The organism is Thermus sp. (assembly GCF_056332225.1).
This window is the reverse complement of the sequence record NZ_JBWGQW010000023.1, coordinates 1-21,488: the sequence shown is the minus strand read 5'-3', so window position 1 is coordinate 21,488 and position 21,488 is coordinate 1. Positions and strand designations below refer to the sequence as shown.

The 21,488-nt window shown below is 69.7% G+C and carries 22 protein-coding genes; 8 read left to right on the top strand and 14 right to left on the bottom strand.

What is annotated here, in order from left to right; all coding sequences use genetic code 11:
• Window positions 1-13: 13 nt before the first annotated feature.
• The 6 genes from lpdA to AC01Y6_RS06165 are packed head-to-tail and all read right to left on the bottom strand — an operon-like array spanning window position 14 to window position 5,318.
• Window positions 14-1,399, bottom strand: coding sequence for a dihydrolipoyl dehydrogenase (gene lpdA, locus AC01Y6_RS06190; RefSeq protein ID WP_476670739.1), 1,386 nt, complete (start codon window positions 1,397-1,399; stop codon window positions 14-16).
• 10 nt (window positions 1,400-1,409) lie between these two features.
• Entirely contained in the window at window positions 1,410-2,771 is a 1,362-nt protein-coding gene (locus AC01Y6_RS06185) for a dihydrolipoamide acetyltransferase family protein (protein WP_476670738.1), read from the bottom strand.
• A 9-nt stretch (window positions 2,772-2,780) separates the two neighbouring features.
• Window positions 2,781-3,026: a type II toxin-antitoxin system HicA family toxin gene (locus AC01Y6_RS06180; RefSeq protein WP_428721834.1), complete on the bottom strand. Its 246-nt coding sequence runs from the start codon at window positions 3,024-3,026 to the stop codon at window positions 2,781-2,783.
• Complete coding sequence (locus AC01Y6_RS06175; protein ID WP_022798912.1) at window positions 3,023-3,229, bottom strand: 2-oxoisovalerate dehydrogenase E1 subunit beta; 207 nt, start codon at window positions 3,227-3,229, stop codon at window positions 3,023-3,025. Before AC01Y6_RS06175 ends, AC01Y6_RS06180 begins: the two co-directional genes overlap by 4 nt.
• Window position 3,230: 1 nt before the next feature.
• Complete coding sequence (locus tag AC01Y6_RS06170; RefSeq protein WP_476670736.1) at window positions 3,231-4,205, bottom strand: alpha-ketoacid dehydrogenase subunit beta; 975 nt, start codon at window positions 4,203-4,205, stop codon at window positions 3,231-3,233.
• A gap of 9 nt (window positions 4,206-4,214) precedes the next feature.
• Window positions 4,215-5,318: a thiamine pyrophosphate-dependent dehydrogenase E1 component subunit alpha gene (locus AC01Y6_RS06165; RefSeq protein WP_347241053.1), complete on the bottom strand. Its 1,104-nt coding sequence runs from the start codon at window positions 5,316-5,318 to the stop codon at window positions 4,215-4,217.
• A gap of 136 nt (window positions 5,319-5,454) precedes the next feature.
• Between AC01Y6_RS06165 and AC01Y6_RS06160 the strand changes: the two genes are divergently transcribed.
• The gene (locus tag AC01Y6_RS06160; RefSeq protein ID WP_428720316.1) at window positions 5,455-5,868 is read left to right on the top strand and encodes a 23S rRNA (pseudouridine(1915)-N(3))-methyltransferase RlmH; all 414 of its coding nucleotides are present in this window, start codon (window positions 5,455-5,457) and stop codon (window positions 5,866-5,868) included.
• The gene (locus AC01Y6_RS06155) at window positions 5,865-6,257 is read left to right on the top strand and encodes a metallopeptidase family protein (RefSeq protein ID WP_476670733.1); all 393 of its coding nucleotides are present in this window, start codon (window positions 5,865-5,867) and stop codon (window positions 6,255-6,257) included. The genes AC01Y6_RS06160 and AC01Y6_RS06155 overlap by 4 nt, the downstream gene beginning before the upstream one ends.
• Here the strand turns inward: AC01Y6_RS06155 and AC01Y6_RS06150 are convergent.
• The 3 genes from AC01Y6_RS06150 to AC01Y6_RS06140 are packed head-to-tail and all read right to left on the bottom strand — an operon-like array spanning window position 6,208 to window position 8,618.
• Complete coding sequence (locus tag AC01Y6_RS06150) at window positions 6,208-6,633, bottom strand: DUF2203 family protein (protein ID WP_476670731.1); 426 nt, start codon at window positions 6,631-6,633, stop codon at window positions 6,208-6,210. The two genes, AC01Y6_RS06155 and AC01Y6_RS06150, sit on opposite strands and share 50 nt — an antisense overlap.
• A gap of 47 nt (window positions 6,634-6,680) precedes the next feature.
• A complete protein-coding gene (locus AC01Y6_RS06145; RefSeq protein ID WP_476670729.1) occupies window positions 6,681-7,568 on the bottom strand; it encodes a biotin--[acetyl-CoA-carboxylase] ligase in 888 nt (295 codons plus the stop codon).
• 3 nt (window positions 7,569-7,571) lie between these two features.
• Window positions 7,572-8,618, bottom strand: coding sequence for a glucose-1-phosphate thymidylyltransferase (locus tag AC01Y6_RS06140; protein ID WP_476670727.1), 1,047 nt, complete (start codon window positions 8,616-8,618; stop codon window positions 7,572-7,574).
• A 34-nt stretch (window positions 8,619-8,652) separates the two neighbouring features.
• Between AC01Y6_RS06140 and AC01Y6_RS06135 the strand changes: the two genes are divergently transcribed.
• Both AC01Y6_RS06135 and AC01Y6_RS06130 read left to right on the top strand, forming a co-directional pair.
• The gene (locus tag AC01Y6_RS06135; protein WP_347241080.1) at window positions 8,653-9,444 is read left to right on the top strand and encodes a methyltransferase domain-containing protein; all 792 of its coding nucleotides are present in this window, start codon (window positions 8,653-8,655) and stop codon (window positions 9,442-9,444) included.
• The gene (locus tag AC01Y6_RS06130) at window positions 9,444-9,824 is read left to right on the top strand and encodes a secondary thiamine-phosphate synthase enzyme YjbQ (protein ID WP_476670725.1); all 381 of its coding nucleotides are present in this window, start codon (window positions 9,444-9,446) and stop codon (window positions 9,822-9,824) included. The genes AC01Y6_RS06135 and AC01Y6_RS06130 overlap by 1 nt, the downstream gene beginning before the upstream one ends.
• Here AC01Y6_RS06130 and AC01Y6_RS06125 read toward each other — a convergent pair.
• From AC01Y6_RS06125 to AC01Y6_RS06115, 3 genes are read right to left on the bottom strand one after another with little or no spacing between them, the layout of a single operon-like run.
• Window positions 9,821-11,995, bottom strand: a complete 2,175-nt coding sequence (locus AC01Y6_RS06125) for a RelA/SpoT family protein (RefSeq protein WP_347241060.1) — start codon at window positions 11,993-11,995, stop codon at window positions 9,821-9,823. The genes AC01Y6_RS06130 and AC01Y6_RS06125 overlap by 4 nt on opposite strands.
• Before the next feature lie 31 nt (window positions 11,996-12,026).
• Window positions 12,027-14,273: a coiled-coil domain-containing protein gene (locus AC01Y6_RS06120; RefSeq protein WP_476670722.1), complete on the bottom strand. Its 2,247-nt coding sequence runs from the start codon at window positions 14,271-14,273 to the stop codon at window positions 12,027-12,029.
• A gap of 10 nt (window positions 14,274-14,283) precedes the next feature.
• Window positions 14,284-15,384, bottom strand: coding sequence for a mechanosensitive ion channel family protein (locus AC01Y6_RS06115; protein WP_428720547.1), 1,101 nt, complete (start codon window positions 15,382-15,384; stop codon window positions 14,284-14,286).
• On the opposite strand from AC01Y6_RS06115, the gene hemQ reads away from it, so the two are divergent.
• Window positions 15,383-16,135, top strand: coding sequence for a hydrogen peroxide-dependent heme synthase (hemQ, locus tag AC01Y6_RS06110; protein WP_476670720.1), 753 nt, complete (start codon window positions 15,383-15,385; stop codon window positions 16,133-16,135). The two genes, AC01Y6_RS06115 and hemQ, sit on opposite strands and share 2 nt — an antisense overlap.
• Window positions 16,136-16,139: 4 nt before the next feature.
• Window positions 16,140-16,634: a chlorite dismutase family protein gene (locus AC01Y6_RS06105; protein ID WP_428721840.1), complete on the top strand. Its 495-nt coding sequence runs from the start codon at window positions 16,140-16,142 to the stop codon at window positions 16,632-16,634.
• A 98-nt stretch (window positions 16,635-16,732) separates the two neighbouring features.
• Here the strand turns inward: AC01Y6_RS06105 and ruvA are convergent, their stop codons facing one another.
• Window positions 16,733-17,308: a Holliday junction branch migration protein RuvA gene (ruvA, locus tag AC01Y6_RS06100; RefSeq protein WP_428721841.1), complete on the bottom strand. Its 576-nt coding sequence runs from the start codon at window positions 17,306-17,308 to the stop codon at window positions 16,733-16,735.
• Entirely contained in the window at window positions 17,305-18,069 is a 765-nt protein-coding gene (locus AC01Y6_RS06095; RefSeq protein ID WP_347241067.1) for an enoyl-CoA hydratase-related protein, read from the bottom strand. The genes ruvA and AC01Y6_RS06095 overlap by 4 nt, the downstream gene beginning before the upstream one ends.
• 85 nt (window positions 18,070-18,154) lie before the next feature.
• Between AC01Y6_RS06095 and AC01Y6_RS06090 the strand changes: the two genes are divergently transcribed.
• Both AC01Y6_RS06090 and AC01Y6_RS06085 read left to right on the top strand, forming a co-directional pair.
• Window positions 18,155-20,845 (top strand): 2-oxoglutarate dehydrogenase E1 component, encoded by a 2,691-nt coding sequence (locus tag AC01Y6_RS06090; RefSeq protein WP_476670717.1) that lies wholly within the window; start codon window positions 18,155-18,157, stop codon window positions 20,843-20,845.
• Window positions 20,846-20,855: 10 nt separating this feature from the next.
• Window positions 20,856-21,488 (top strand): biotin/lipoyl-containing protein (locus AC01Y6_RS06085; RefSeq protein WP_476670715.1); only part of this gene is annotated, 633 nt, incomplete at its 3' end.

Sequence of the window (21,488 nt, the reverse complement as noted above, 5' to 3'; positions counted from 1 at the left end):
TGGGGACCCCGGGTTAGCGGTTCAGGATGTGGATGGCCTGCTTGTGGAAGGCCTCCGCCGCCTCCATGAGGGTTTCGGAGAGGGTGGGGTGGGGGTGGACGGTGAGGGCGAGGTCGGTGAGCGTGGCCCCCATCTCCAGGGCCAGGGCGGCCTCGGCGATGAGCTCCCCCGCCTGGGGGCCTACGAGGAAGACCCCGAGGAGGAGGTCGGTTTCCTCGTCCCCCACCACCTTGACCATCCCCTCGGCCCCGCCCAGGGTGAGGGCCCGCCCCGAGGCGGCGAGGGGAAACTTCCCCACCTTCACCTTGTAGCCCGCCCGCCTCGCCTCCTCCTCGGTGAGGCCCACCCCGGCCCACTCGGGGGAGGTGTAGACCACGCTCGGGACCTGGTAGTCAAAGGCGCTGTCCCTGCCCGCGGCGTTCTCCGCCGCCACCAGGCCCTCCTTCATGGCCTTGTGGGCGAGGAGGGGGGGGCGGGCCACGTCGCCGATGGCGTAGACCCCGGGGGCGCTGGTCTCCATGCGGGCGTTCACCCGGACGAAGCCCTTCTCGTCCACCTGGACCCCGGCCCTTTCCAGGCCGAGGCCCTCCGTGCGGGGCCTGCGGCCCACGGCCACCAGGACCTTGTCCACCACCAGGGTCTCCGGCTCGCCCCCCTCGGCGGGCTCGAGGCGCACGTGGAGCCCGTCCTTTTTCTTCTCGTAGCCCACCGCCTTGGTCCGGGTGCGGACCCTTATCCCCTCCTTCTCCAGGGCGCGCCTCAGGAGGCCCGCGGTCTCGGGGTCCCCTTGGGGGAGGATCTCCGGCATGTACTCAATGAGTGTGACCTCCGCGCCCAGGCGGCGGTAGACCTGGCCGAGCTCCAGCCCCACCGCCCCGCCCCCGATGACGAGAAGCCTCTTGGGGACCCCCTCCTCCACCTTCAGGGCCCGGGTGGAGTCCCAGACGTCCTCGCCGAAGGGGAAGCCCTTGAGCTCTATGGGCTCGCTTCCCGTGGCGAGGATCAGGCTTTTCGCCCCGTAGCGCTCGCCCCCCACCTCCACCTCCTTTGGGCCCGCCAAGCGGGCGAAGCCCCGCACGAGTTCCACCCCGTTCCCCTTGAGGAGGGTGCCCACGCCCCCGGTGAGCTTTTTCACCACCTGGTCCCGCCAGGCGCCGAGCTTCTTCAGGTCCAGCTCGGGCTTGGCCTTCAGGCCGAAGCCCTCGGCCACCTTCAGGTGGTGGAGGGTCTCGGCGGCGTGGAGGAGGGCCTTGGTGGGGATGCAGCCCACGTTGAGGCAGACCCCCCCCACCTCGGCGGCCTCCACGGCCAGCACCCTGAGGCCGAGCTGGGCGGCCCTGATGGCGGCGTGGTAGCCTCCGGGGCCGGTGCCGATCACGATGAGGTCGTAGGTCTTCATAGGCGTCATCCTACATTTCCAGAAGGAGCAGGTCGGGGTTTTCCAGGAGCCTTATGACCTCCCGGGTGAACATGGCCGCCTCGGCCCCGTCCACCAGCCGGTGGTCAAAGGAGAGGGAGAGGAACATGATGTCCCGCGCCCTTATGGAGCCATCCGGCATGACCCAGGGGCGCTTCCTTATGGAGTGCACCCCGAGGATGGCCGCGTCCGGGAGGTGGATGATGGGGAAGCTCAAGGTGGCCCCCACGGAGCCGATGTTGGTGATGGTGAAGGTGGAGCCCGAGACCTCCTCCGGGGCGAGGCGGCCTTCCCGGGCCTTTTGGGAGAGCTCGGCGATCTCCTGGGCGAGCTCCAGGACGCTCTTCCGGTCGGCGTCCTTCAGCACGGGCACGATGAGGCCCCTTTCCGTGGCCACGGCGAGGCCGATGTGGTAGTAGCGCTTGTAGACGATTTCCTGCCTCTCCTCGTCCAGGCTGGTGTTCAGCATGGGGAACTTCTTCAGGGCCCGCACCACCGCCTTGACGATGAAGGGCAGGTAGGTGAGCCTGACCCCCTGGGCCTCGGCCTCGGGCTTGAGCCGTTCCCTAAGGGCCACGAGCTCCGTGAGGTCCGCCTCGTCCACGTTCAGGGTGCGCACGGTGTAGAGGTGGCTCTGCCAGAGCCCCTGGGCGATGGTGCGGCGGATGCCCCTAAGGGGCACCCGCTCCTCCAGGGCCTCGTACCCCTTGGGCGGGGCGTACCTGGGCGGGGGCGGGAAGCCGGGGGCCGGCGCCTCGGGCTCCCGGGTGGCCTCGGCGGGGGCGGGTGGGGCCTTCCTCCGCTCGGCGTAGGCCCGCACGTCCTCCACCCGGACCCTCCCCAAGGGCCCCGAGCCCGGCACCTCCTCAATGGGGATCCCGAGCTCCCGGGCGAGCTTCCGGGCGGCGGGCACCGCCAGGACCCGTCCCGGCCTCGCCCCCTCCTGGGGCTTTTCCCCGGAGAGGAAGGGGTTTTTCACCGCTACCTGGGTGGGGTCTGGCTTGAAGAGGGAGAGGTCCTCCTTCTCCTCCTTCGCGGGCAGGCCCGGCTCCACGATGGAGCGCTCCTCCACCGCCTGCACCGGGGGGGCCTCCTTCGCGCCCTCCACCGCCTCCCCGGGCTCGGCGAGGAGGGCGATGGGGGCGTGGACCTTCACCACCTCCCCCTCCTTGGCGAGCTTTTTCAGGAGCACCCCCTCGTAGGGCGAGGGTAGCTCCACCGTGACCTTGTCGGTCATGACCTCCACGAAGGGCTGGTCCTTCTTGAGGTAGTCCCCTTCCTCCACCAGCCACTTCAGGATCTCGCCTTCCACCACGCTTTCCGCGAGCTCGGGCATGAGGATTTCCTTGGGCATACTCCTCCTCTACAGGTCCAAAAGGCGCTCGAGGGCTTTGCGCTCCACGCCGCGGGCCTCCGCCACCGCCCTCAGGATTCCGGCCAGGGTCCCTACCTTCAGCGGCCGATGCAGGGGGATGGTGACGGCGTGTTCGCCCTTTGGGCCTTTCCAGACCATGCGCACGTGGCTTCCCGTTTGCCGCTCTACCTGGTAGCCCAGACGGGCCAGTTTTTGGACGAGCTCCTCCCCGGTGAGGTCACGGGGAAGCCTCACGGGACCAGGACCTCCTCCCGGACGAAGTGCAGGCGGATGATGGGGGGGGCTTCTTCGCCGAAGTGGCACCGCACCGCGTCCCGCACCATCTCCTTGAGCTCCTCCCAGGTTTCTCCCTCCGTGAAGATGGCTTCTCCCAGGGCCCGGGCCACGAACCCTCCTTCCTCCGCCTCTTCCACCAAGAAGATGACTTCCCTCGGCATATCAGTAGTCTAGCGCCCGCTTGGCGGCGTTCAGGATGCGGGTGACGGTGGGCAGGTAGAGCTTGTCCTGGGCGTAGGGGTAGGGGGTGTCAAACCCCGCCACCCGGAGGGGCGGGGCGAGGAGGGTGTCCAGGATGTCCTCGGCGATGGTGGCCGCCACCTCGCTTACGAAGCTCGCGTGCCGGGGGGCGTCGGCCACCAGGACCACCCTCCCCGTCTTGGCCACGGAGTTCATCACCGCCTCGTAGTCCCAGGGCATGAGGCTCCTTAGGTCCAGGACCTCGGCGGAGACCCCGGCCTTCTCCAGTTCCTCCGCCGCCTGCAAGACCTCGGGCATCACGGCGCCGTAGCCGATGAGGGTGAGGTCCTTCCCCTCGCGCCTTAGGGCCGCCTTGCCGATGGGAAGGGTGTAGTCCTCCTCGGGCACCTCCTCCTTCACCGAGCGGTAGAGCCTCTTGGGCTCCAGGAAGACCACGGGGTCCTCATCGCGGATGGCCGCCTTCAAAAGCCCCTTGGCGTCGTAGGGGGTGGAGACGGCCACCACCTTGAGCCCGGCGGTGTGGACGAAGTGGGCCTCGGGGCTTTGGGAGTGGTGGTGCCCGCCCTTAACCCCGCCCCCTGAGGGCATCCGCACCACCAAGGGGGCGGCGAACTGGCCCCCCGAGCGGTAGCGGAGCTTGGCCACCTGGCTTGCGAGCTGGTCAAAGCCCGGGAAGACGTAGTCGGCGAACTGGATCTCGGCCACGGGCCTCAGGCCGTGGACGGCCATGCCCAGGGCGGCCCCGATGATGGCCGCCTCGGAGAGGGGGGTGTCCAGGACCCGGTCGGGGCCGTACTTCTGGAGGAGCCCCTCGGTGACCAAGAAGACCCCGCCCCGCTTTCCCACGTCCTCCCCCAGGACCACCACCTTGGGGTCTTTGGCCATCTCCTCGTCCAGGGCCCGGTTCAGGGCCTGCACCATGGTCATGAGGGCCATACCCACCCCCTAGAGCTCCTCCCTGAGAAGGGCCTCCTGGCGAAGGAGGTGCCAGGGCTTCTCGGCGAGGACATCGTCAAACATCCACTCGGGGGGCACGGGCCCGGCCTCCTCCGCCTCCTTGAGGCCCCGTTCCAGCTCGGCCCGGATCTCCGCCTTGAGGTCCTCCTCCCACTCCTCGTTCCAGAGGCCCCTGGCCTCGAGGAAGCGGCGGAAGCGGGGGATGGGGTCCTTCTTCCGCCAGGCCTCCACCTCCTCCTTGGGCCGGTAGCGGCTGTCGTCGTCGGCGGAGGAGTGGGGGCCGTAGCGGTAGACCCGTAGCTCCAAGAGGCTCGGCCCTTCCCCCATCCTGGCCCGCTCCACCGCCTCCTTGACCACGTAGTAGCTCGCCAGCACGTCCATCCCGTCCACCAGGTAGCCGGGGATGCCGAAGGCGCGGGCCTTGTCGGCCAGGGTGGGGCTGTGGGTCTGGCGGCGGTAGTCCACGCTGATGGCGTAGAAGTTGTTTTCGGCGATGAAGACCGCGGGTGCGCCCTGCACGGCGGCGAAGTTGATCCCGGCGTACCAGTCCCCTTCGCTGGTGGCCCCGTCCCCGAAGGTGCAGACCGCCACCTGCCCCGTGCGGAGGAGTTTCATGCTGATGGCGGCCCCCGCGGCCGGGGGCACGTGGGAGGCGATGGGGCTCGCCACGGTGAAGTAGTTGAGGCGCTTGGAGCCGGGGTGCTCGGGCATCTGGCGGCCCTTGTTGGGGTCGGCCTGGGTGGCGAGCATCTGGCCGAAGAGCTCCTTGAGGGGGATCCCCAGGGCCAGGGCCAGGCCGTGGTCGCGGTAGTAGGGGAAGACCCAGTCAAAGCCCGGCCTTATGGCGTGGGCGATGGCCACCTGGGCGGCCTCGTGCCCCGCGGCGGGGGCGATGAAGCTGGTCTTGCCCGTGCGGATGAGGATGGTGTAGCGCTCGTCCAGCATCCGGGCGGCCAGCATGTCCCGGTAGAGCCTCCTTAGCTTGGCCTCCTCGAGGTCCAAGGGGAAGTCCCCGAGCCACTCCCCTTCCTCCCCGATGAGCCTTATGGGCTCCTCGGTGAAGGGTCGGAACCGATGGGTTTCCTTGACCATGACACCCTCCTTCTTGGCGCTTGTGGCGCCGGGAAGCCCGCCCTGGGTAAGGGCCTCGGGCCTCCTTTTCGGGGGTGGGGCTGGATCCCACTTTCCCTTCGCCCCGAGTATACCCCTTCCGCGATAGCATGGGCCTGTGCGCCTTAGGGTGGTGGCGGTGGGCAGGCCCCGGCTGGCCTACGCCCGGCTCGGGGTGGAGGAGTACAGGAAGCGCATCCAGAGGTACGCCCCCCTGGAGCTGGTTTTCGTGCGGGAGGAAAAGGAACTCCTCCCCAAGGCGGGAGGGCACCGCAAGGTGGTCCTGGACGAGCGGGGGAAGCTTTTGACCACCGAGGAGCTCTACCGGAGGCTCCTTTCCTTGGAGGGGGAGCGGGTGGCCTTCCTCGTGGGCGGGGCCGAGGGGCACCCCGAGGCGGTGCGGGAGGGGGCCGACCTCCTCCTTTCCCTCTCCCCCCTAACCCTCCAGCACGAGCTCGCCCTCCTGGTCCTCATGGAGCAGCTCTACCGGGTCCTCACCCTGAGGGCGGGCCACCCCTACCACCGGCCATGACCTACGAGGCCTTCGTGAAGCTGGTGGAGAGGCTTTGGGAGGAGATCCCCGAGGACTTCAAAAGGGGCCTCCAGGGGGTGCACGTCTTCCCCGAGGCCAGGCCGGAGCCGGGGCTTGAGGGCGTGTGGCGCCTCGGGGAGTACCTGGACCCCGGGCCGCCCTCGGCCTTCGGGGGGTTTGAGGGCCTGGGGCGGCACATCGCCCTCTACTACGGCTCTTTCCAAAAGGTGGCGGGGGAGGGGTTGGACTGGGAGGCCGAGGCGTGGGAGACCCTCCTCCACGAGCTCAGGCACCACCTGGAGTCCCTGGCGGGGCGGGACGACCTAGTACGGGAGGACCTCAGGCGCCTGGCCGCCTTTCGCCGGGGCGGGCCTCCGGGGGAAGGGTAGGGCCTTCCCCATAGAGGGGCCTCCTCTCCGCGAAGCCCCCGGAGAGGGGGTGGTAGTGGGCCACCTCGGGCTCCCCCTCCTGCCAGCAGAGGAAGACCACCTCGCCCCCTACCCGGCCGGGGAAGTCCACCAGGCCCCGGTCCAGGTCCTTGAGGAGGACCCCCAGGGAGGCCAGGTAGCGGGCATCGGCCTCGAGGGTGCCGAGGAGGAAGCGGGCCTCCTCCTCGAGGGCCCTTCGCTCAAGCCCCCGGGCCTCGGGAAGGCGCCTCTGCGCCTCCTTAAGCTCCTCCCGGGCCTGGCGCATCTCCGCCAGCACCCGCCTGAGCTCGGGAAGGAGGGCGTCGGCCTCTTCCTTGGTGAAGATCCGCGCGAACATACCCACCCTCATCCTAGCAGAGGCGCTGAGGAAAATCTAAGCCTAGCTCACTCAAGAAGGGGCAGGAGCTCCACCTCCCCCGCCCCCACCCGCACCCCCCCCACCAGGAGGCTCCCGTCGGGAAGCACCTCCTCGGCGGGGCCCTCCACCACCCCCCTTGGGGTGCGCACCCGCACCCTCCGCCCAAGGGTGCAGGAGGCCTTTCGGTAGCGCTCCAGGAGGGCCTCGGGGGTTTGCAGGAGGGGGAGGAGGGCCTCCAGCCTCAGGAGGAACCCCTCCAGCACCTCCCGCCGGGAGAGGGGGACGAACTCCCCTAGGAAGGCCGCCCCTTCCGGGGCCCAGGCCACGTTCACCCCCACGCCGAGGAGGGCGTAGCTCACCTCCTCCCCCTCGGCCTTGGCCTCCAGGAGCACCCCGGCGAGCTTCCTCCCGTCTTCGGTGAGGAGGTCGTTGGGCCACTTGAGCCCCCCCACCCCCACGGCTTCCCGGAGGGCGAGGCCCGCGAGGAGGGGAAGGAGGCTTAAGGAGGGGAGAGGGAGGTGGGGCCTAAGGAGGAGGGAGAAGGTGAGGCTCGCCCCGGGACGGCTCTCCCAGGGCCTTCCCCGGCGGCCCCGCCCCCTTTCTTGCCCCTCGGCGAGGACCAGCGCCCCCTCGGGGGCCCCTTCTTCCGCCCAGGCCCTCAGGACATCCTGGGTGCTCCCCACCCGGCCCAGGTAGCGGTAGGGCCTCCCTAAGCGCCCCGGGGGTCGGAAGAGGTGGGGGAGGGGGGTCCCGGGGAGGATGCGGTAGCCCTGGCGGGAGACCTCCACGGGGTAGCCCTCCGCCAAAAGCCTCCGCGCCTCCTTGGAGACGGCGGCCCGGCTCACCCCGAGGGCCCTCGCCAGGGCCTCGCCGCTTTGCCAGGACTCCGTGAGGAGGTCCAAAAGCCTGGGCATCCCTCAGGCCAGCTCCACCTGGGAAAGGTCCCCGAGGACCAGCCGGTGGGCCCGGGGGAGGCCGTTTCGGCTCTTCACCTCCGCCCCCACCCCCAGGATGCTCTCCTGGAGGCGCAGGGCCACGTCCTCGAGGACGGCCTGGTCCTCGAGGATGGAGTACTCCACCTCCGAGCGCACCACCCGCGCCCCCGGCCCCAAGGAGGTGAAGGGGCCCACGTAGGCCCCCTCCACCAACGCCCCTTCCCCGATGAAGGCCGGGCCGATCACCGTGCTCCCCACCACCCTGGCCCCCCTCGCCACCACCACCCGGCCCGTGAGCTGGCTCTCCTCCACCTCCCCTTCCACCCGGGGAGAAAGCTCCTCCAGGAGGAGGCGGTTGGCGTCCAGGAGGTCGGCGGGGCGGCCCGTGTCCTTCCACCAGCCCTCCACCTCCACCCCCACCACCTTTTTCCCCCGGTCAATGAGGCCCTGGATGGCGTCGGTGATCTCGTACTCCCCCCGGGCGGAGGGCTTCAGGTCCTGGATCACCTCCAACACCTCCGGGGTGAACACGTACACCCCCGCCACCGCCAGGTCCGAGGGGGGGTCCTTGGGCTTTTCCAACAGGCGCACGATCCGCTCCCCTTCCATCACCGCCACCCCGAACTGCCGCGGGTTTCCCACCCGTACCAGGGCCAAAACGGCGCTCACCCCCTCCCGGAAAGCCTCCAGGTAGGGCCGGATCCCCCGCTGGAAGAGGTTGTCCCCCAGGTAGAGGACAAAGGGGCTTTCCTTGAGGAAATCCCCGGCCACCGCCACCGCGTGGGCCAGGCCCTGGGGCTCCTCCTGGAGGATGTAGCGCACCGGGTAGCCGGAGAGGGCCTCGCGGAGGTCCTTTTCCGTCTCCGGGGAGACCACCACCCCGATCTCCTCCACCCCGGCGGCCAGAAGGTTGTCCAGGGCGTAGTGGATGATGGGTCGGCCCGCCACCCGGATCACCGGCTTGGGCCGGGTGTGGGTAAGGGGGCGAAGCCGGGTGCCGCGGCCTGCGGCCAGGATGAGACCCTTCATGCCTGGGAGTATACCCCTTAAAATGAGGGGGGAGATGTCCAGCGCCCTCACCCGGGTGGCCTACGCCTACGACCGCCTCCGGACCTACCCGCCGGAGGTGGCGGGGCGCATCGCCACGGCCATGGGGAACGCCCTCCAGACCCGGGGAGAGGAGCCCGTCCTCTTGGAGCTTGGCGTGGGCACGGGGCGCATCGCCCTTCCCCTCATCGCCCGGGGCTACCGCTACCTGGCCCTGGACCACGACCCCGCCATGCTGGAGGTCTTTCGGCAGAAGGCGGCCGGGGTCATGCGCAAGGTGCGCCTCCTGCTCGCGGACGCCCGGGAGATTCCCCTGCCTGAAGGGAGCGTCCACGCCGTGATCGTGGTCCACCTGTGGCACCTCCTCCCCGACTGGCCCAGGGCCCTGGCCGAGGCCCTGCGGGTCCTGAAGCCCGGGGGGGTCCTCCTGGAGGGGTGGGACCGGGTGAAGGCCGAGGCCGAGTGCCGCCTCCAAGAGCGGTGGCAGGCCCTGGTGGCCGAGGAAGGCTTCCCCGTGGAGCGGGGAACCCACAGCAGGCGGCTTAAGGAGGTGGAGGAGGCCCTGAGGCGCCTCGGCCTCAGGCCCAAGACCCGGGAGGTGGTGGCCTGGCGGGAGGAGCGCACCCCCCGGGAGGCCCTCGAGGCCCTGCAGGAGAGGCTTTACTCCTTCACCCGCGCCGTGCCCCAGGAGGTGCACGAGCGGGCCATGTCCAGGCTCCTTGCCTGGGCCGAGGCCGAGTTCGGCGACCTGGACCGCCCCTTCCCGGTGGAAAAGCGCTTTTTCCTGCGCACCTCCCGCCTTTCCTGATGAAGAAGCTCTATGTCCGCACCCCCGAAGAAGGCCTGGTGAACATCACCCGGGCGGTGGAAGGGATTCTGGAAGGGCACACGGGCCTGGTCTACCTCTTCGTGCCCCACACCACCTGCGGCCTCACGGTGCAGGAGGGGGCCGACCCCGACGTGGCCCACGACCTCCTGGCCCGGCTTGCCGAGCTCGCTCCCCGTTTCCACCCCCAGGACCGCCACGCCGAGGGGAACACCCACGCCCATCTGAAGAGCCTCCTCACCGGGGTCTTCCTCCTCTTGCCCGCGGAGAGGGGGCGCCTCCTGCTTGGGCGGTGGCAACAGGTCTTCCTGGCGGAGTACGATGGCCCCAGGACCCGGGAGGTCTGGGTGCGCCTCCTCTAGACCCAGCGCACCTCCTGGACGCTCCGCACCCCCTTCAGGGCCTCCACCAGGGCCTCCCGCTCCCCGTCCTGCACCGAAAGGCGGAGGCGGATGCGGGCCATGGGGCCCAGGATGCGGGTCTCGGAGCCCAGGGCGCTCTTCCCCGCCTCGGCCACCACCTGCATCACGTCCCGGAGGAGCCCGGCCCGGTCCTGGGCCAGGACCTCCAGGGTGGCCACCTTCCCCCCCACCCCCTCCCAGTAGGCCCCGATGACCCGGTCGGCCTCGGGGCCCTGGAGGAGGCGGCGGAGGTTGGGGCAGTCGGCCTTGTGCACCGTGACGCCCCGGCCCCGGGTGACGAAGCCCAGGATGCTGTCCCCCTTCATGGGCTCGCAGCAGGAGGCCAGGCGGATGGGGGCCTCGAGGTCCTGCTCCAGCCGGATGCCCCAGGCGTTTTTCGGGGGGGGCTTGGGCTTTTCCGGCTTCAGGAGGGCCTTGGGGTAGAGCTTCTCCGCCACCTGCTTGGGGGTGAGGCGGTTCAGGGCCAAGGCCAGGTAGAGCTCCTCGGGGGAAGGGGTGAGGCCCAGGCGCTTGGCCGCCTCCTCCAGCTGGCTCTCCGCGGGCTTGGGAAGGCCCTTGCGCTTGAGGTAGCGCTCCAAAAGCCCTTGGCCCCTTTCCAGGGTCTCCTGGCGCTCCTGGGCGCGGAAGTACTGGCGGATCTTGCTCTTGGCGCTCCGGGTCTTGGCGAACTCCAGCCAGCCCTTGGAGGGGTGGGCGTTCTTGGCGGTGAGGATCTCCACGATCTCCCCGTTTTGGAGCTCGTAGGAGAGGGGGACGATGCGCCCGTTCACCTTGGCCCCCACCATGCGGTGCCCCACCTCGGTGTGGATGTGGTAGGCGAAGTCCACGGGGGTGGCCCCCTTGGGCAGGTTGATGATCCGGCCCTTGGGGGTGAAGACGAAGACCCTCCCCCCGAGGAGGTCCCGGGTCACCGCCTCCACGAACTCCCGGGAGCTACTGAACTCCTGCTGCCACTCCTGGATGTTCTTGAGCCAGGAGACCCGCCTTTTGAGCTCCTCGGGGTCGGTGAGCCCCTCCTTGTAGAGCCAGTGGGCGGCGATGCCGTACTCCGCCACCCGGTGCATCTTCTGGGTGCGGATCTGCACCTCCAAGGGCAGACCCTCCAGGGCGATGACCGTGGTGTGGAGGCTCTGGTAGCCGTTGGGCTTGGGCACGGCGATGTAGTCCTTCACCCGGCCGGGGATGGGCTGCCAGAGGGCGTGGACCAGGCCCAGGACGTGGTAGCAGACCTGCTTTTCCCTCACGTCCTCCTCCTTGGGGCTTGGCCTCGGGTCCAGGACCACCCGCACCGCCAGGAGGTCGTAGATCTGCTCCAGGGCCTTGCCCTCCCGTTCCATCTTCTTCCAGATGGAGTAGAGGTGCTTGGGGCGGCCCGTGACCTCAAAGCCCCTGAGCTGGGCCTGCAAGAGCTCGTCCCGCCTCAGGGCCTCCTCCAGGATGGCCGTGGCCCGCTTCACCAGGCGCTCCCGGGCCTCCTGGGTTTCCCGTAGGCGGGAAAGCAGCCCCTGGTAAGCCTCCGGGTAGAGGTAGCGGAAGGAGAGGTCCTCCAGCTCCCACTTGATCTGGCCCATCCCCAGGCGGTGGGCCAGGGGGGCGTAGATCTCCAGGGTTTCCTGGGCGATCCGCTTCTGCTTCTCGGGGGGCATGTGCTCCAGGGTGCGGAGGTTGTGCAGGCGGTCCGCCAACTTGACGATGATGATGCGCACGTCCTCCGCCATGGCGATGAACATCTGGCGGAGGTCCTCGGCCCGTTTCTCCTCGCCCTCGAGGTTGGCCAGCTTGTAGAGCTTGCTGACCTTGGTCTCCCCCTCCACCAGGCGGCGCACGGTGGGGCCGAAGCGCCGTTCCAGCTCCTCCCCGGAGACCCCGCAGTCCTCCATGGTGTCGTGGAGGAGGCCCGCGGCCAAGGTATCGGCGTCCATGCGCAAGGAGGCCAGGATCTCCGCCACGGCCACGGGGTGGGTGATGTAGGGCTCCCCGCTTCTTCGCAGCTGGCCCCGGTGGGCCTCCTCGGCGAAGAGGTAGGCCCTGTGGACCCTCTCCCGTTCCTCGGGGGAGAGGTAGGCCAGGCGCCCCGCCAGGTTTTCCCAAAGGGCTTCGCGGACGACCACTGCCTTTAGTGTAGCACCCGCCCCGGCTCCTTTAGGAGAGTTCCAGGAGGAAGGCCGAGAGGGCCGACCGTTCCAGGAGGGCCACCAGGGTCTTCCCCCTATGGGGGGCGAGAACCAGGGCCTTTTCCCCGAAGACCAGGGCCGCGGGGCCCCGCCTTTGGGCGAGGGCCTCGTCCAGGCGGTCCAGGGCCTCCTTGAGCCGGAGGAGGGGCTCCTTGGGGAGGGGGGGGGTTTCTTCCAGGTGGCCTAGGGCCTCCACCCCGGGCAGGCGGAAGCGCGCCAGGTCCTGGTCGGGGGCGCTCACCTCCAGGACCTCCAGGAGGGCCTCCAGGTCCGTGCCCCGGAGCTCCTGGAGCACGGCTTTGGCCGCCTCAGCCTCTTTCTCAAGCTCCCGGAGGAGGCCTTCCGCCTGGGCCAGGGTGCCTTCCACCTGGAGAAGCCCTTTGGGTCCCAGGCGGGGAAGCTTTTCCTTGGCGCTCTCCAGCACGGAAAGAAGGGGCTTGAGGCGGCGGGCGGTCTCGCTCTGGAAGCCCTGGAGGCGGGCATGGGTCTGGAAAAAGGCGGTGAGGCGGGTGAGGAGTTCCTCCCGCTTGGCCTCCAGCCGCCGCTTCAGGGCCTGGAGGGCCCGGGCGATGGGGGCGGGGTCGGGCTCGGGCTTGGCCTTCTCCTCCTCAATGGCCTTTAGGAGGCTCTCTCCCCCGAAGCCCCGGAAGCGTTCCGCCAGGGCCTGGAGGCGGGCGAGCTCCTCCAGGGCGGTCTGCCTGGCCCGGGCCCGGGCTTCCCCCAGGGCCTTCCGCAGGGCCTCGAGGCCCTGGGGGTTCCCCTCCTCTAGGGCCCTTTTCGCCTCGGCCCAGAGCCCCTCCAGGCCGAGGCTTTGGGCTTTCTCCCGGAGGGCCTCCAGGGCCCGGGCCGCCTCCTCCAGCTTGGCCTTGAGGGCGGCCTCCTCTCCTTGGGCCTTGAGGAGGGCGGCGTAGCGGGCCTTGAGCTCGGGAAGCCTTTCGGGAAGGGCCTCCGGGGGAAGGGCTTGGAGCTCGCGCAGGAGGGGGAGGAAGGCCTCGCCCTTCCCGGAAAACTCCCGCATGAGGGCCTGCCGCTCTTCCTCCAGGCGCTTGGCCTCTTCCTCCCGGCGCCTGGCCTCCTCCTCCAGGCGCCGGAGCTCCCCTTCCAGGGAAAGGAGGTCGGGGAGGCCGCCCTCCCTCAGGGTTTCCTCCGCCAGCGCCAGGGCGCTTTCCAGGGGGGCCTTGGCCTCCGCGGCGAGGGGGAGGGTTCTCAGGGCCTCCTGGAGCTGGATGAGCCTGGCCCGCCTTTCCGCCCTCAGGTTGGCCTCGGCTTCCTGGAAGGCCTTCTCTAGGAGGAGAAGCTTTTCCCCGGCGGGGGTTCCCGCCTCCAGGAGGGCCTGGACCTCGGCGAGGAGGGGGCTCACCGTGGCCCGCTCCAGGAGGGGGGCGTAGCGGGCGAGGAGGGCTTCCAGCTTCCGCCTTTCCTCCTCCACCTCCAGGGCCTGGAGCCGCTTTGCCGCCTCCTCGGGCAGGTCCCCCAGGTCTATGACCAGCTCCTCTTCCAGGTCCCGCGCCTCCTCCACGGTGAGGAAGACCCCCGTGGGGTGCTTTGGGGTTTCCTCCGCCGTTTCAAAGACGATCTCCGGCAAGCTGGGGGCCCGGGCCACGCTGGACTCCAGGAGCTTCCTTAGCTCCAGGGCCAGCTTCCTCGCCCGCTCCACCTCCGCCTGGACCAGGAGGCCCTCGGCCTGGGCCTTGCGCACCATCTCCACCAGGCTCTCTAGCTTGCGCACCTTGGGCCCGCCCAGGTGCCGGACCCTTTCCAGGCTTTCCTCCAGGTGGGCCAGGTCCTTGGCCTGGCGCAAAAGGGCCTCCTCCAGCTTCTCCTCCAGGGCCTCCAGGAGCTCCTGGGCCTCGCGGAAGAGCCTGGGGTCGGGTTCCTGGCGGAGGCGGTTTGAAAGGGCCCGGAGGCGGGCCACCTCGGGCCAGTCCAGGTAGAGGCCGAAGCGCTTGAGGGCCTCCTCCAGGGCCTTGGGGCTTAGGGCTTCCTCCTTGAGGCGAAGGAGGACCTCCTCCACCACCCGCCTGGCCTCCTCTGGGCGCAGGCGGGCCTGGAGCTCGCGGAAGACGAGGCCCTTGAGCAGGACCTCCCCGTCTTTAGGGGTGAGCTCGGAGGGGCGCTTTCCCAGGCGCTTCAGCCCCTCTTCCAAAACCGCCTCCGCCCGGGGCCCGAGGTGGGGGCGGAGGGCCTCCAGGATCTCCCCGTGGATGTCCCGCATCCCCTTTAGCCTACCCCTTTTCCAGCCGGAGCGCCTCCCCCAGGTAGAGCTTGAGGTGGGGGTAGGGGATCTCTATGCCCTCTTGGTCCAGGCGGTTCTTGATGCGGCGGCGGAACTCCCGGGCGATGGCCCACTGCTCGGCGGGCTTGGTGTTGAAGAGGACCCGGATGACCACGGCGGAGTCGGCCAGGTTCTGCACCCCCAGGACCTCCGGGGCGTCGGCGAAGCGCTCCCGCCAGAGGGGGTCTTCGTAGAAGCGCGCCGCCTCGTCCCGGAAGACCGCCAGGACCCGGTCCAGGTCCTCCTTGTAGGCCACCCCCACGTCCACCACCGCCCGGCTCCACTCCTGGGTGAGGACGGTCACCTGGCGCACCTCGGAGTTGGGGATGAAGTGGACCCGGCCCTCGAGGTCCCGGAGCACCGTGAGCCTCAGGGTGAAGCGCTCCACCTGCCCCCCCACCCCGCCTATCTGGACGATGTCCCCCACCCCGTACTGGTCCTCCAGGAGGATGAAGAAGCCGTTGATGAAGTCCCGGATGAGGTTTTGCGCGGCGAGGCTCAGGGCGAGGCCCGCCACCCCCGCCCCGGCCAGGAGGGCGGCGACGTTCAGGCCCAGGTTGGAGAGGAGGAGAAGCCCCCCGAAGAGGAGGACCGCTCCCTTGAGCACCGACTCGGACACCACCTTCAGGGTGCGCCGCCGCACCGCCTCCCGGGAGTGGGTTCCCTCGGGAGAGGGAAGCTTCCTTAGGAGGAGGGGGACGAGGCGGTACCCCAGGAAGGTGAGGGCCAGGATGGATAGGGCCGAAAGCCCCCTTGCTCCCAGCCAGGAGGCGAGTCCTTGCCCCCAGGAGCGGAAGGGCTCGTGGGGCAGGTCCAGGGCGTGGGCCAGGTAGCTTCCCAAGAGGAGGAGAACCGCCCCCCACCAGAGGAGGCCCAGGAGGCGGAAGAAGCGGTCGTCCCTTTCCGTGGGGGTGAGGCGGCCCAAGGCGGCGAGGAGCCTGGCCCCGTACCGGCCCAAAAGCCAGGCCACCAGGAGGGCGAGGAGAGCGTGAAGCCAAGGCGCCACGGGAGCACTATACCCAAGGGCCCCCGGCCTTATAGTGAGGGGCATGGAAGGTTACCTGCCCGAGCCCACCCACACCCTCGAGGGCTGGCACATGCTCCACGACTTCCGCCTTTTGGACTTCCCCCGCTGGCGCAAGGCCTCCCCGGAGGAGCGAAGGGCCGCGTGGGAGGAGCTTTTGGGCCTCCTCTCCGCCTGGCGGCGGGCGGAGGAGGAGGGGCGGGGGTCTTTCGGGGTGTACCAGGTGATCACCCAGAAGGCGGACCTCCTCTTCCTCAACCTCCGGGAGAGCCTGGACGAGCTTTTAGAGCTGGAAAGGGCCCTGAACCGGAGCCTCTTCGCCGAGTACCTCCTCCCCGCCTACGGCTTTTACTCCGTGGTGGAGCTCGGAAGCCAGGAGAAGCCCCTGGACCCCGAGGCCCCCTACGTGAAGCCCCGCCTCACCCCTAAGGTGCCCAAGGGGGGGTACGTCTGCTTCTACCCCATGAACAAGCGCCGCCAGGCGGAGGACAACTGGTACCTCCTCCCCGCCAAGGAGCGGGCCCGGCTCATGAAGGCCCACGGGGAGACGGGCAGAAAGTATCAGGGGAAGGTCCTCCAGGTCATCAGCGGGGCCCAGGGCCTGGACGACTGGGAGTGGGGGGTGAACCTCTTCAGCGAGGACCCCGTCCAGTTCAAGAAGATCGTCTACGAGATGCGCTTTGACGAGGTCTCGGCCCGCTACGGGGAGTTCGGGCCCTTTTACGTGGGCAAGCACCTGGACGAGGAGGCCCTCGCCCGCTTCCTGGGCGTAAGCTAGGGGCATGGAACTCTTCTGGGCCCTTGGCCTTTTTCGCCTCCTCCCCGAGTTCCGCCGCCTCGAGGCCGAGCACCAGGAGCACCTCAAGGAGGAGCTCGCCCTCCTCCTTTCCCGCTGGCGGGCCAAGGGGGGGTTTCTTTCCGCCTACAGCCTGGTGGGCCTCTCCCCCGAGGCGGACCTCCTCCTGTGGCAGGGGGCGGAGGACCCAAAGGCCCTCCAGGCCTTGCGCCGGGAGATGCACCGGGCCCGGATGCTGGGCTTTCTGGAGCCCGCGGGCCTCTTCCTGGACCGGGGGGAGGGGGGGCCGGGGGAGGGGGCCTTGGCCCTCTTCCCCTATGGCCTGGAGGCCCCTTCTCCTGAGGGGGCCCGCCTCCTTTTGGGGCGGCAGGTGGCCCTGTTGGAAGGCCCCCTCGAGGCCCTCTTCCCCCTGGCCGTGGCAGAGGGAGGGTACCTGGGGGTGCCCCGGGGCTTCCGGGAGGCCCTGGACGACCTGGGCTAAGTACCCCACCGCGGCAAAAGCCGCGGTGGGGGCCCCAAAAGCGTTTTCCCATAGCCTCAGCTCGGGTATCCCATGTTGCGAAGCCAACGCGCGGGCACTTAGCGGAGGCGCTTCAGGGCCTCCTTGATGAGCTCCTGGGCCTTGGCCTTGGGGTTTTGGCGCAGGAGGTCCAGGACCACCGCCCGGGCCTGCCCCTCCTTGAACCCCAAGGCGGCGAGGGCCAGGACCGCTTCCTCGGCGGCCTCGCTTTCCACCTTCTCCCCGGTGAGGAGGTGGGGGGGCACCTTCCCCTTGAGCTCCAGGGCCATCCTTTCGGCGAGCCTTTTCCCCACCCCGCTCGCCGAGGTGAGGAGCCTCAGGTCCCCCTCCACCAAAGCCCGGGCGAGGAGCCTAGGGGGGAGGGCGGAGAGGAGGGCGAGGGCCACCTTGGGCCCCACCCCGCTCACGGAGAGGAGGAGCTCAAAGAGGAGGAGGCTTTCCTCCTCGGGAAAGCCGTAGAGGAAAAGCCCGTCTTCCCGCACCTGGAGGTGGGTGTGGACCCCCACTTCCTCCCCCTCCTTCAAGGCCTGGAGGAAGGGCCCGGGGGCCTGGACCAGGAAGCCCACCCCGCCCACCAGGAGGAGGAAGCCCCCCTCCTCCTTCTTGAGGACCTTCCCCTGGAGGTAGCGGATCATCGCCCTTGGAAGCGGGGCGGGCGCTTTTCGCGGAAGGCCCTAACCCCCTCCTCGTGGTCCAGGGTGCGCCCCGCCTCCCCTTGCAGGATGGCCTCGAGGGCCAGGGCCTCGGTGAGGGAGAGGCGGTAGGTCTCCAGGAGGAGCTTCTTGGTGAGGGCGTAGGCCCGGGTGGGGCCCTGGGCGAGCTCCTTGGCCAGGGCGAGGGCCTCCTCCATGAGCCTTTCCGCGGGCACCACCCGGTGCACGAGCCCGAGGGCCAGGGCCTCCTCGGCGGAGAGCCTCGGGGAGAGGAAGAGGAGCTCCTGGGCCTTGGCCAGGCCCACCAGCCGGGGGAGGAGGAAGCTCAGCCCGGAGTCCGGCACCAGGCCGATCCTGGCGAAGGCCGTGGTGAAGCTCGCCCCCACGGCGGCGAGGCGGAGGTCCCCCCAGAGGGCGAGGCTCATCCCGGCCCCCGCCGCCGCCCCGTTCACCGCCACCACCAGGGGCTTCTCCAGGCCGCTCAAGGCCTCCACCACCCGGTTGTAGCGGCGCAGGTGGGCCTCGTAGTCGGGCTTTTGGTCGCCGAACTCCGTGAGGTCCTGCCCGGCGGAGAAGGCCCGGCCCGCCCCCGTGAGGAGGAGGGCGCGCACCTCCCGGTCCTCCTCCCCCTCCTTGAGGGCATCGTAGAGGGCGTCTAAGAGCTCGCCGGTGAGGGCGTTGAGCCTTTCGGGCCGGTTCAGGGTGAGGACCAGCACCGCGCCTTGGCGCTCCTTCAGGACCATGGCCCCATTGTAAAGGGGAGGGGCGCGCCCGCCGCCTTTTGGTGTAGCGTAGTGGAGGGGGTATGCCCCCCTTTGGAGGCGAGGCATGGAGCTCACGCTGGAAAGCCAAGGCTACCTGGAGGCCCTCTACCGCACCTACCTGGAGGACCCCTTCGCCCTGCCCGAGGAGTGGCGGCGCTACTTCTCCGCCCTCACCCTGGAGGATCTGGAGGACGGCCGACGAGAACGCCAGGCCGCTCCCCTCCCGGGCGAGGCCTTGGACCTGGGCTTCCTCCTCAAGGTGGAGGCTTTGCGCCAGGCCTACCGGGAGCTCGGGCACCTCGCGGCCCGGACCGACCCCCTGGGCCGGGAAAGGCCGAGGCCCAAGGCCCTTGCCCTCGAGGCCCACGGCCTCTCCCCCGAGGACCTGAGGAAGCCCCTTCCCCCCCTCTTCGGCGCCCCCACCCTGGGGGCCCTCCTTGAGCGCCTGGAGGCCACCTACCTGGGCCCGGTGGGCTTTGAGCTTGCCCACGTGGAGCCCGAGGAGAGGGAATGGCTCCTTTCCCGGATTGAGGCCCCCTGGCCCAAGCCCGCCCTCGAGGTGCGGAGGCGGGCCCTGGAAAGCCTCATGCAGGCGAGCCTCTTTGAGGCCTTCCTCCAGCGCAAGTACCTGGGGGCCAAGACCTTCAGCGTGGAGGGCCTGGAAAGCCTCATCCCCCTGCTTAAGGAGGCCGTCTGGGAGGCGGCTAGGCACGGGGTGCGGGAGGTGGTGCTGGGCATGGCCCACAGGGGGCGGCTCAACGTTCTGGCCCACGTGGTGGGAAAGCCCTTTGAGCGCATCTTCCGCGAGTTTGAGGAGATCTTCCCCGAGGGCTACGCGGGGGACGTGAAGTACCACCTGGGCTTTTCCAGCGACCAGGAGACCCCCTTCGGCTCGGTCCACGTCTCCCTGAACTTCAACCCGAGCCACCTGGAGTTCGTGAACCCCGTGGCCCTGGGGAGGCTCCGGGCCAAGCAGGACCGCTTCGGCGACCAAAAGAGGAAGCGGGGCCTCGCCATCCTGGTCCACGGGGACTCGGCCTTCATCGGCGAGGGCATCGTCCAGGAGACCCTGAACCTCTCCGGGCTTCCCGGCTACCGGGTGGGGGGCACCCTCCACGTGGTGGCCAACAACCAGCTGGGCTTCACCACCCTGCCTTCCGAGTACACCTCCTGCCGCTACCCCACGGACATCGCCAAGATGGTGGGGGCGCCCGTCTTCCACGTGAACGCCGAGGCCCTGGACGAGCTCCTCTTCGTCCTCGCCCTCGCCCTGGAGTACCGGAGCCGCTACGGCAAGGACGTGGTCGTTGACCTCGTGGGCTACCGCCGCCGGGGGCACAACGAGACGGACGAGCCCACCTTCACCCAGCCGGACATGTACGCCCTCATCGCTAGGCGCCCCGAGCCCTGGCGGGTCTACGCCGAGAGGCTGAAGGCGGAGGGGGTGGTCTCGGAGGCGGAGCTTAGGGCCTGGCAGGACGCCTACCTGGAGCGGCTGGAGAGCGCCTTCGCCCGGGTGAAGGCCGAGCCCGGACCCGTGGTGCCCCACGGGCTTTCCGGCCTCTGGCAGGGGTACGTGGGCGGGCCCGACCACCTGGTGCCCGAGGCGGACACCCGGGTCCCCAAGGAGGCCCTGAAGAACCTCTTGGTGCGCCTCGCCACCCTCCCTGAGGGCTTCCAGGTCCACCCCAAGCTCAAGCGCTTCCTCGAGGCCCGCCTGGAGATGGCCGAGGAGAAGCGCCCCGTGGACTGGGCCACCGCCGAGGCCCTGGCCTTCGCCACCTTGGCCGTGGAGGGGCACAGGGTGCGCCTCACGGGCCAGGACGCCCTCCGGGGCACCTTCACCCAGCGCCACGCCGCCCTTTACGATTACCGCACCGGGGAGCGCTACATCCCCCTCCAGCACCTGGCCGAAGGGCAGGCGGAGGTGGAGATCTGGAACTCCCCCCTCTCCGAGGCCGGGGTCTTGGGGTTTGAGTACGGCTACAGCCTGGACTACCCCGAGGGCCTCGTCCTCTGGGAGGCCCAGTTCGGGGACTTCGCCAACGTGGCCCAGGTCTACATAGACCAGTTCCTGGCCAGCGCCGAGGCCAAGTGGAACCGCCTCTCGGGCCTCGTCCTCCTCCTGCCCCACGGGCTCGAGGGCCAAGGCCCCGAGCACTCCTCGGCCCGCCCCGAGCGCTTCCTGCAGCTTGGCGCCAAGGACAACCTCCAGGTGGCCTACCCCACCACCCCCGCCCAGTTCTTCCACCTCCTCCGCCGCCAGGTGAAGCGCAAGATCCGCAAGCCCCTGGTGGTCATGACCCCCAAGAGCCTCCTCCGCCACCCCGAGGTGGTCTCCCCCCTGGAGGAGCTCGCGGAAGGGCGCTTCCACAAGGTGATCCCCGAAAGGGTCAAGGGGGCGCGGAAGGTCCTCCTCACCTCGGGCAAGGTCTACTACGACCTCCTGCAGAAGCGGAGGGAGCTTCGGGCCGAGGACGTGGCCCTCCTCAGGCTGGAGCTCCTCTACCCCTTCCCCGAGGCCGAGCTTCAAGAGGCCCTCTCCTTCTACCCCGAGGAGACCCCGGTGGTCTTCGTGCAGGAGGAGCCGGTGAACCAGGGGGCCTGGTGGTACCTCTCCGCCCGCTTCTGCGGGGAGATCTACGGCCACCCCTTCTCCGTGGTGGCCCGGCCCGAGTCCCCAAGCCCCGCCGTGGGCTCCTCCAAGGTGCACAAGCTGGAGCAGGAGGAGCTGCTTGAGGAGGCGTTTAGGTGAGGAGGTAGCCGTGCGGGAACTCAAGGTGCCCTCCGTGGGCGAAAGCATCGTGGAAGTGGAGATCGGCGCTTGGCTTAAGGGAGAAGGAGAGAGCTTCGCCCAGGACGAGCCCTTGGTGGAGCTCATCACCGACAAGGCCACCCTGGAGCTTCCCGCCCCCTTCCCCGGGACCCTGAAGCAGATCCTGAAGAAGACCGGGGAGACCGCCCGGGTGGGGGAGGCCATCGCCCTCCTGGAGGAAGGGGGGGCGGAGGCCAGGCCTGAGCCGCCCGCCGAGGCCCCCCTGGAGCCCTTGGCCATGCCCGCCGCGGAGCGCCTCATGCGGGAAAGGGGCCTCTCCCCGGCGGAGGTAGAGGGGACGGGCCTTGGGGGGCGCATCCTCAAGGAGGACGTGATGCGCCACCTGGAGGAGAGGGCCCCCGCCAAGCCCGAGGAAGCCCCGCCTCCACCCCCTTCCCGCCCCGCGCCCCCGCCGCCCACCCCCGCGCAAGCCCCCGCCGACAAGCCCTGGCGGGTGAGCGAGGCCGTGCCCATGACGCCCTTGCGCCGCCGCATCGCCGAGCGGCTCCTCATGGTCCGCCAGACCACGGCCATGCTCACCACCTTCAACGAGGCGGACATGTTGGCGGTGATCGCCCTGAGG

Bases quoted from the DNA above. Each gene is read 5' to 3' on its own strand.
- AC01Y6_RS06165 (WP_347241053.1), bottom strand. From the start codon at position 5,318: ATGGTCAAGGAAACCCATCGGTTCCGACCCTTCACCGAGGAGCCCATA.
- AC01Y6_RS06140 (WP_476670727.1), bottom strand. From the start codon at position 8,618: ATGAAGGGTCTCATCCTGGCCGCAGGCCGCGGCACCCGGCTTCGCCCC.
- AC01Y6_RS06175 (WP_022798912.1), bottom strand. From the start codon at position 3,229: ATGCCGAGGGAAGTCATCTTCTTGGTGGAAGAGGCGGAGGAAGGAGGG.
- AC01Y6_RS06135 (WP_347241080.1), top strand. From the start codon at position 8,653: ATGTCCAGCGCCCTCACCCGGGTGGCCTACGCCTACGACCGCCTCCGG.
- AC01Y6_RS06145 (WP_476670729.1), bottom strand. From the start codon at position 7,568: ATGCCCAGGCTTTTGGACCTCCTCACGGAGTCCTGGCAAAGCGGCGAG.
- hemQ (WP_476670720.1), top strand. From the start codon at position 15,383: ATGGAAGGTTACCTGCCCGAGCCCACCCACACCCTCGAGGGCTGGCAC.
- lpdA (WP_476670739.1), bottom strand. From the start codon at position 1,399: ATGAAGACCTACGACCTCATCGTGATCGGCACCGGCCCCGGAGGCTAC.
- AC01Y6_RS06155 (WP_476670733.1), top strand. From the start codon at position 5,865: ATGACCTACGAGGCCTTCGTGAAGCTGGTGGAGAGGCTTTGGGAGGAG.
- AC01Y6_RS06170 (WP_476670736.1), bottom strand. From the start codon at position 4,205: ATGGCCCTCATGACCATGGTGCAGGCCCTGAACCGGGCCCTGGACGAG.
- AC01Y6_RS06090 (WP_476670717.1), top strand. From the start codon at position 18,155: ATGGAGCTCACGCTGGAAAGCCAAGGCTACCTGGAGGCCCTCTACCGC.
- AC01Y6_RS06115 (WP_428720547.1), bottom strand. From the start codon at position 15,384: ATGCCCCTCACTATAAGGCCGGGGGCCCTTGGGTATAGTGCTCCCGTG.
- AC01Y6_RS06130 (WP_476670725.1), top strand. From the start codon at position 9,444: ATGAAGAAGCTCTATGTCCGCACCCCCGAAGAAGGCCTGGTGAACATC.
- AC01Y6_RS06150 (WP_476670731.1), bottom strand. From the start codon at position 6,633: ATGTTCGCGCGGATCTTCACCAAGGAAGAGGCCGACGCCCTCCTTCCC.
- AC01Y6_RS06185 (WP_476670738.1), bottom strand. From the start codon at position 2,771: ATGCCCAAGGAAATCCTCATGCCCGAGCTCGCGGAAAGCGTGGTGGAA.
- AC01Y6_RS06120 (WP_476670722.1), bottom strand. From the start codon at position 14,273: ATGCGGGACATCCACGGGGAGATCCTGGAGGCCCTCCGCCCCCACCTC.
- ruvA (WP_428721841.1), bottom strand. From the start codon at position 17,308: ATGATCCGCTACCTCCAGGGGAAGGTCCTCAAGAAGGAGGAGGGGGGC.
- AC01Y6_RS06105 (WP_428721840.1), top strand. From the start codon at position 16,140: ATGGAACTCTTCTGGGCCCTTGGCCTTTTTCGCCTCCTCCCCGAGTTC.
- AC01Y6_RS06095 (WP_347241067.1), bottom strand. From the start codon at position 18,069: ATGGTCCTGAAGGAGCGCCAAGGCGCGGTGCTGGTCCTCACCCTGAAC.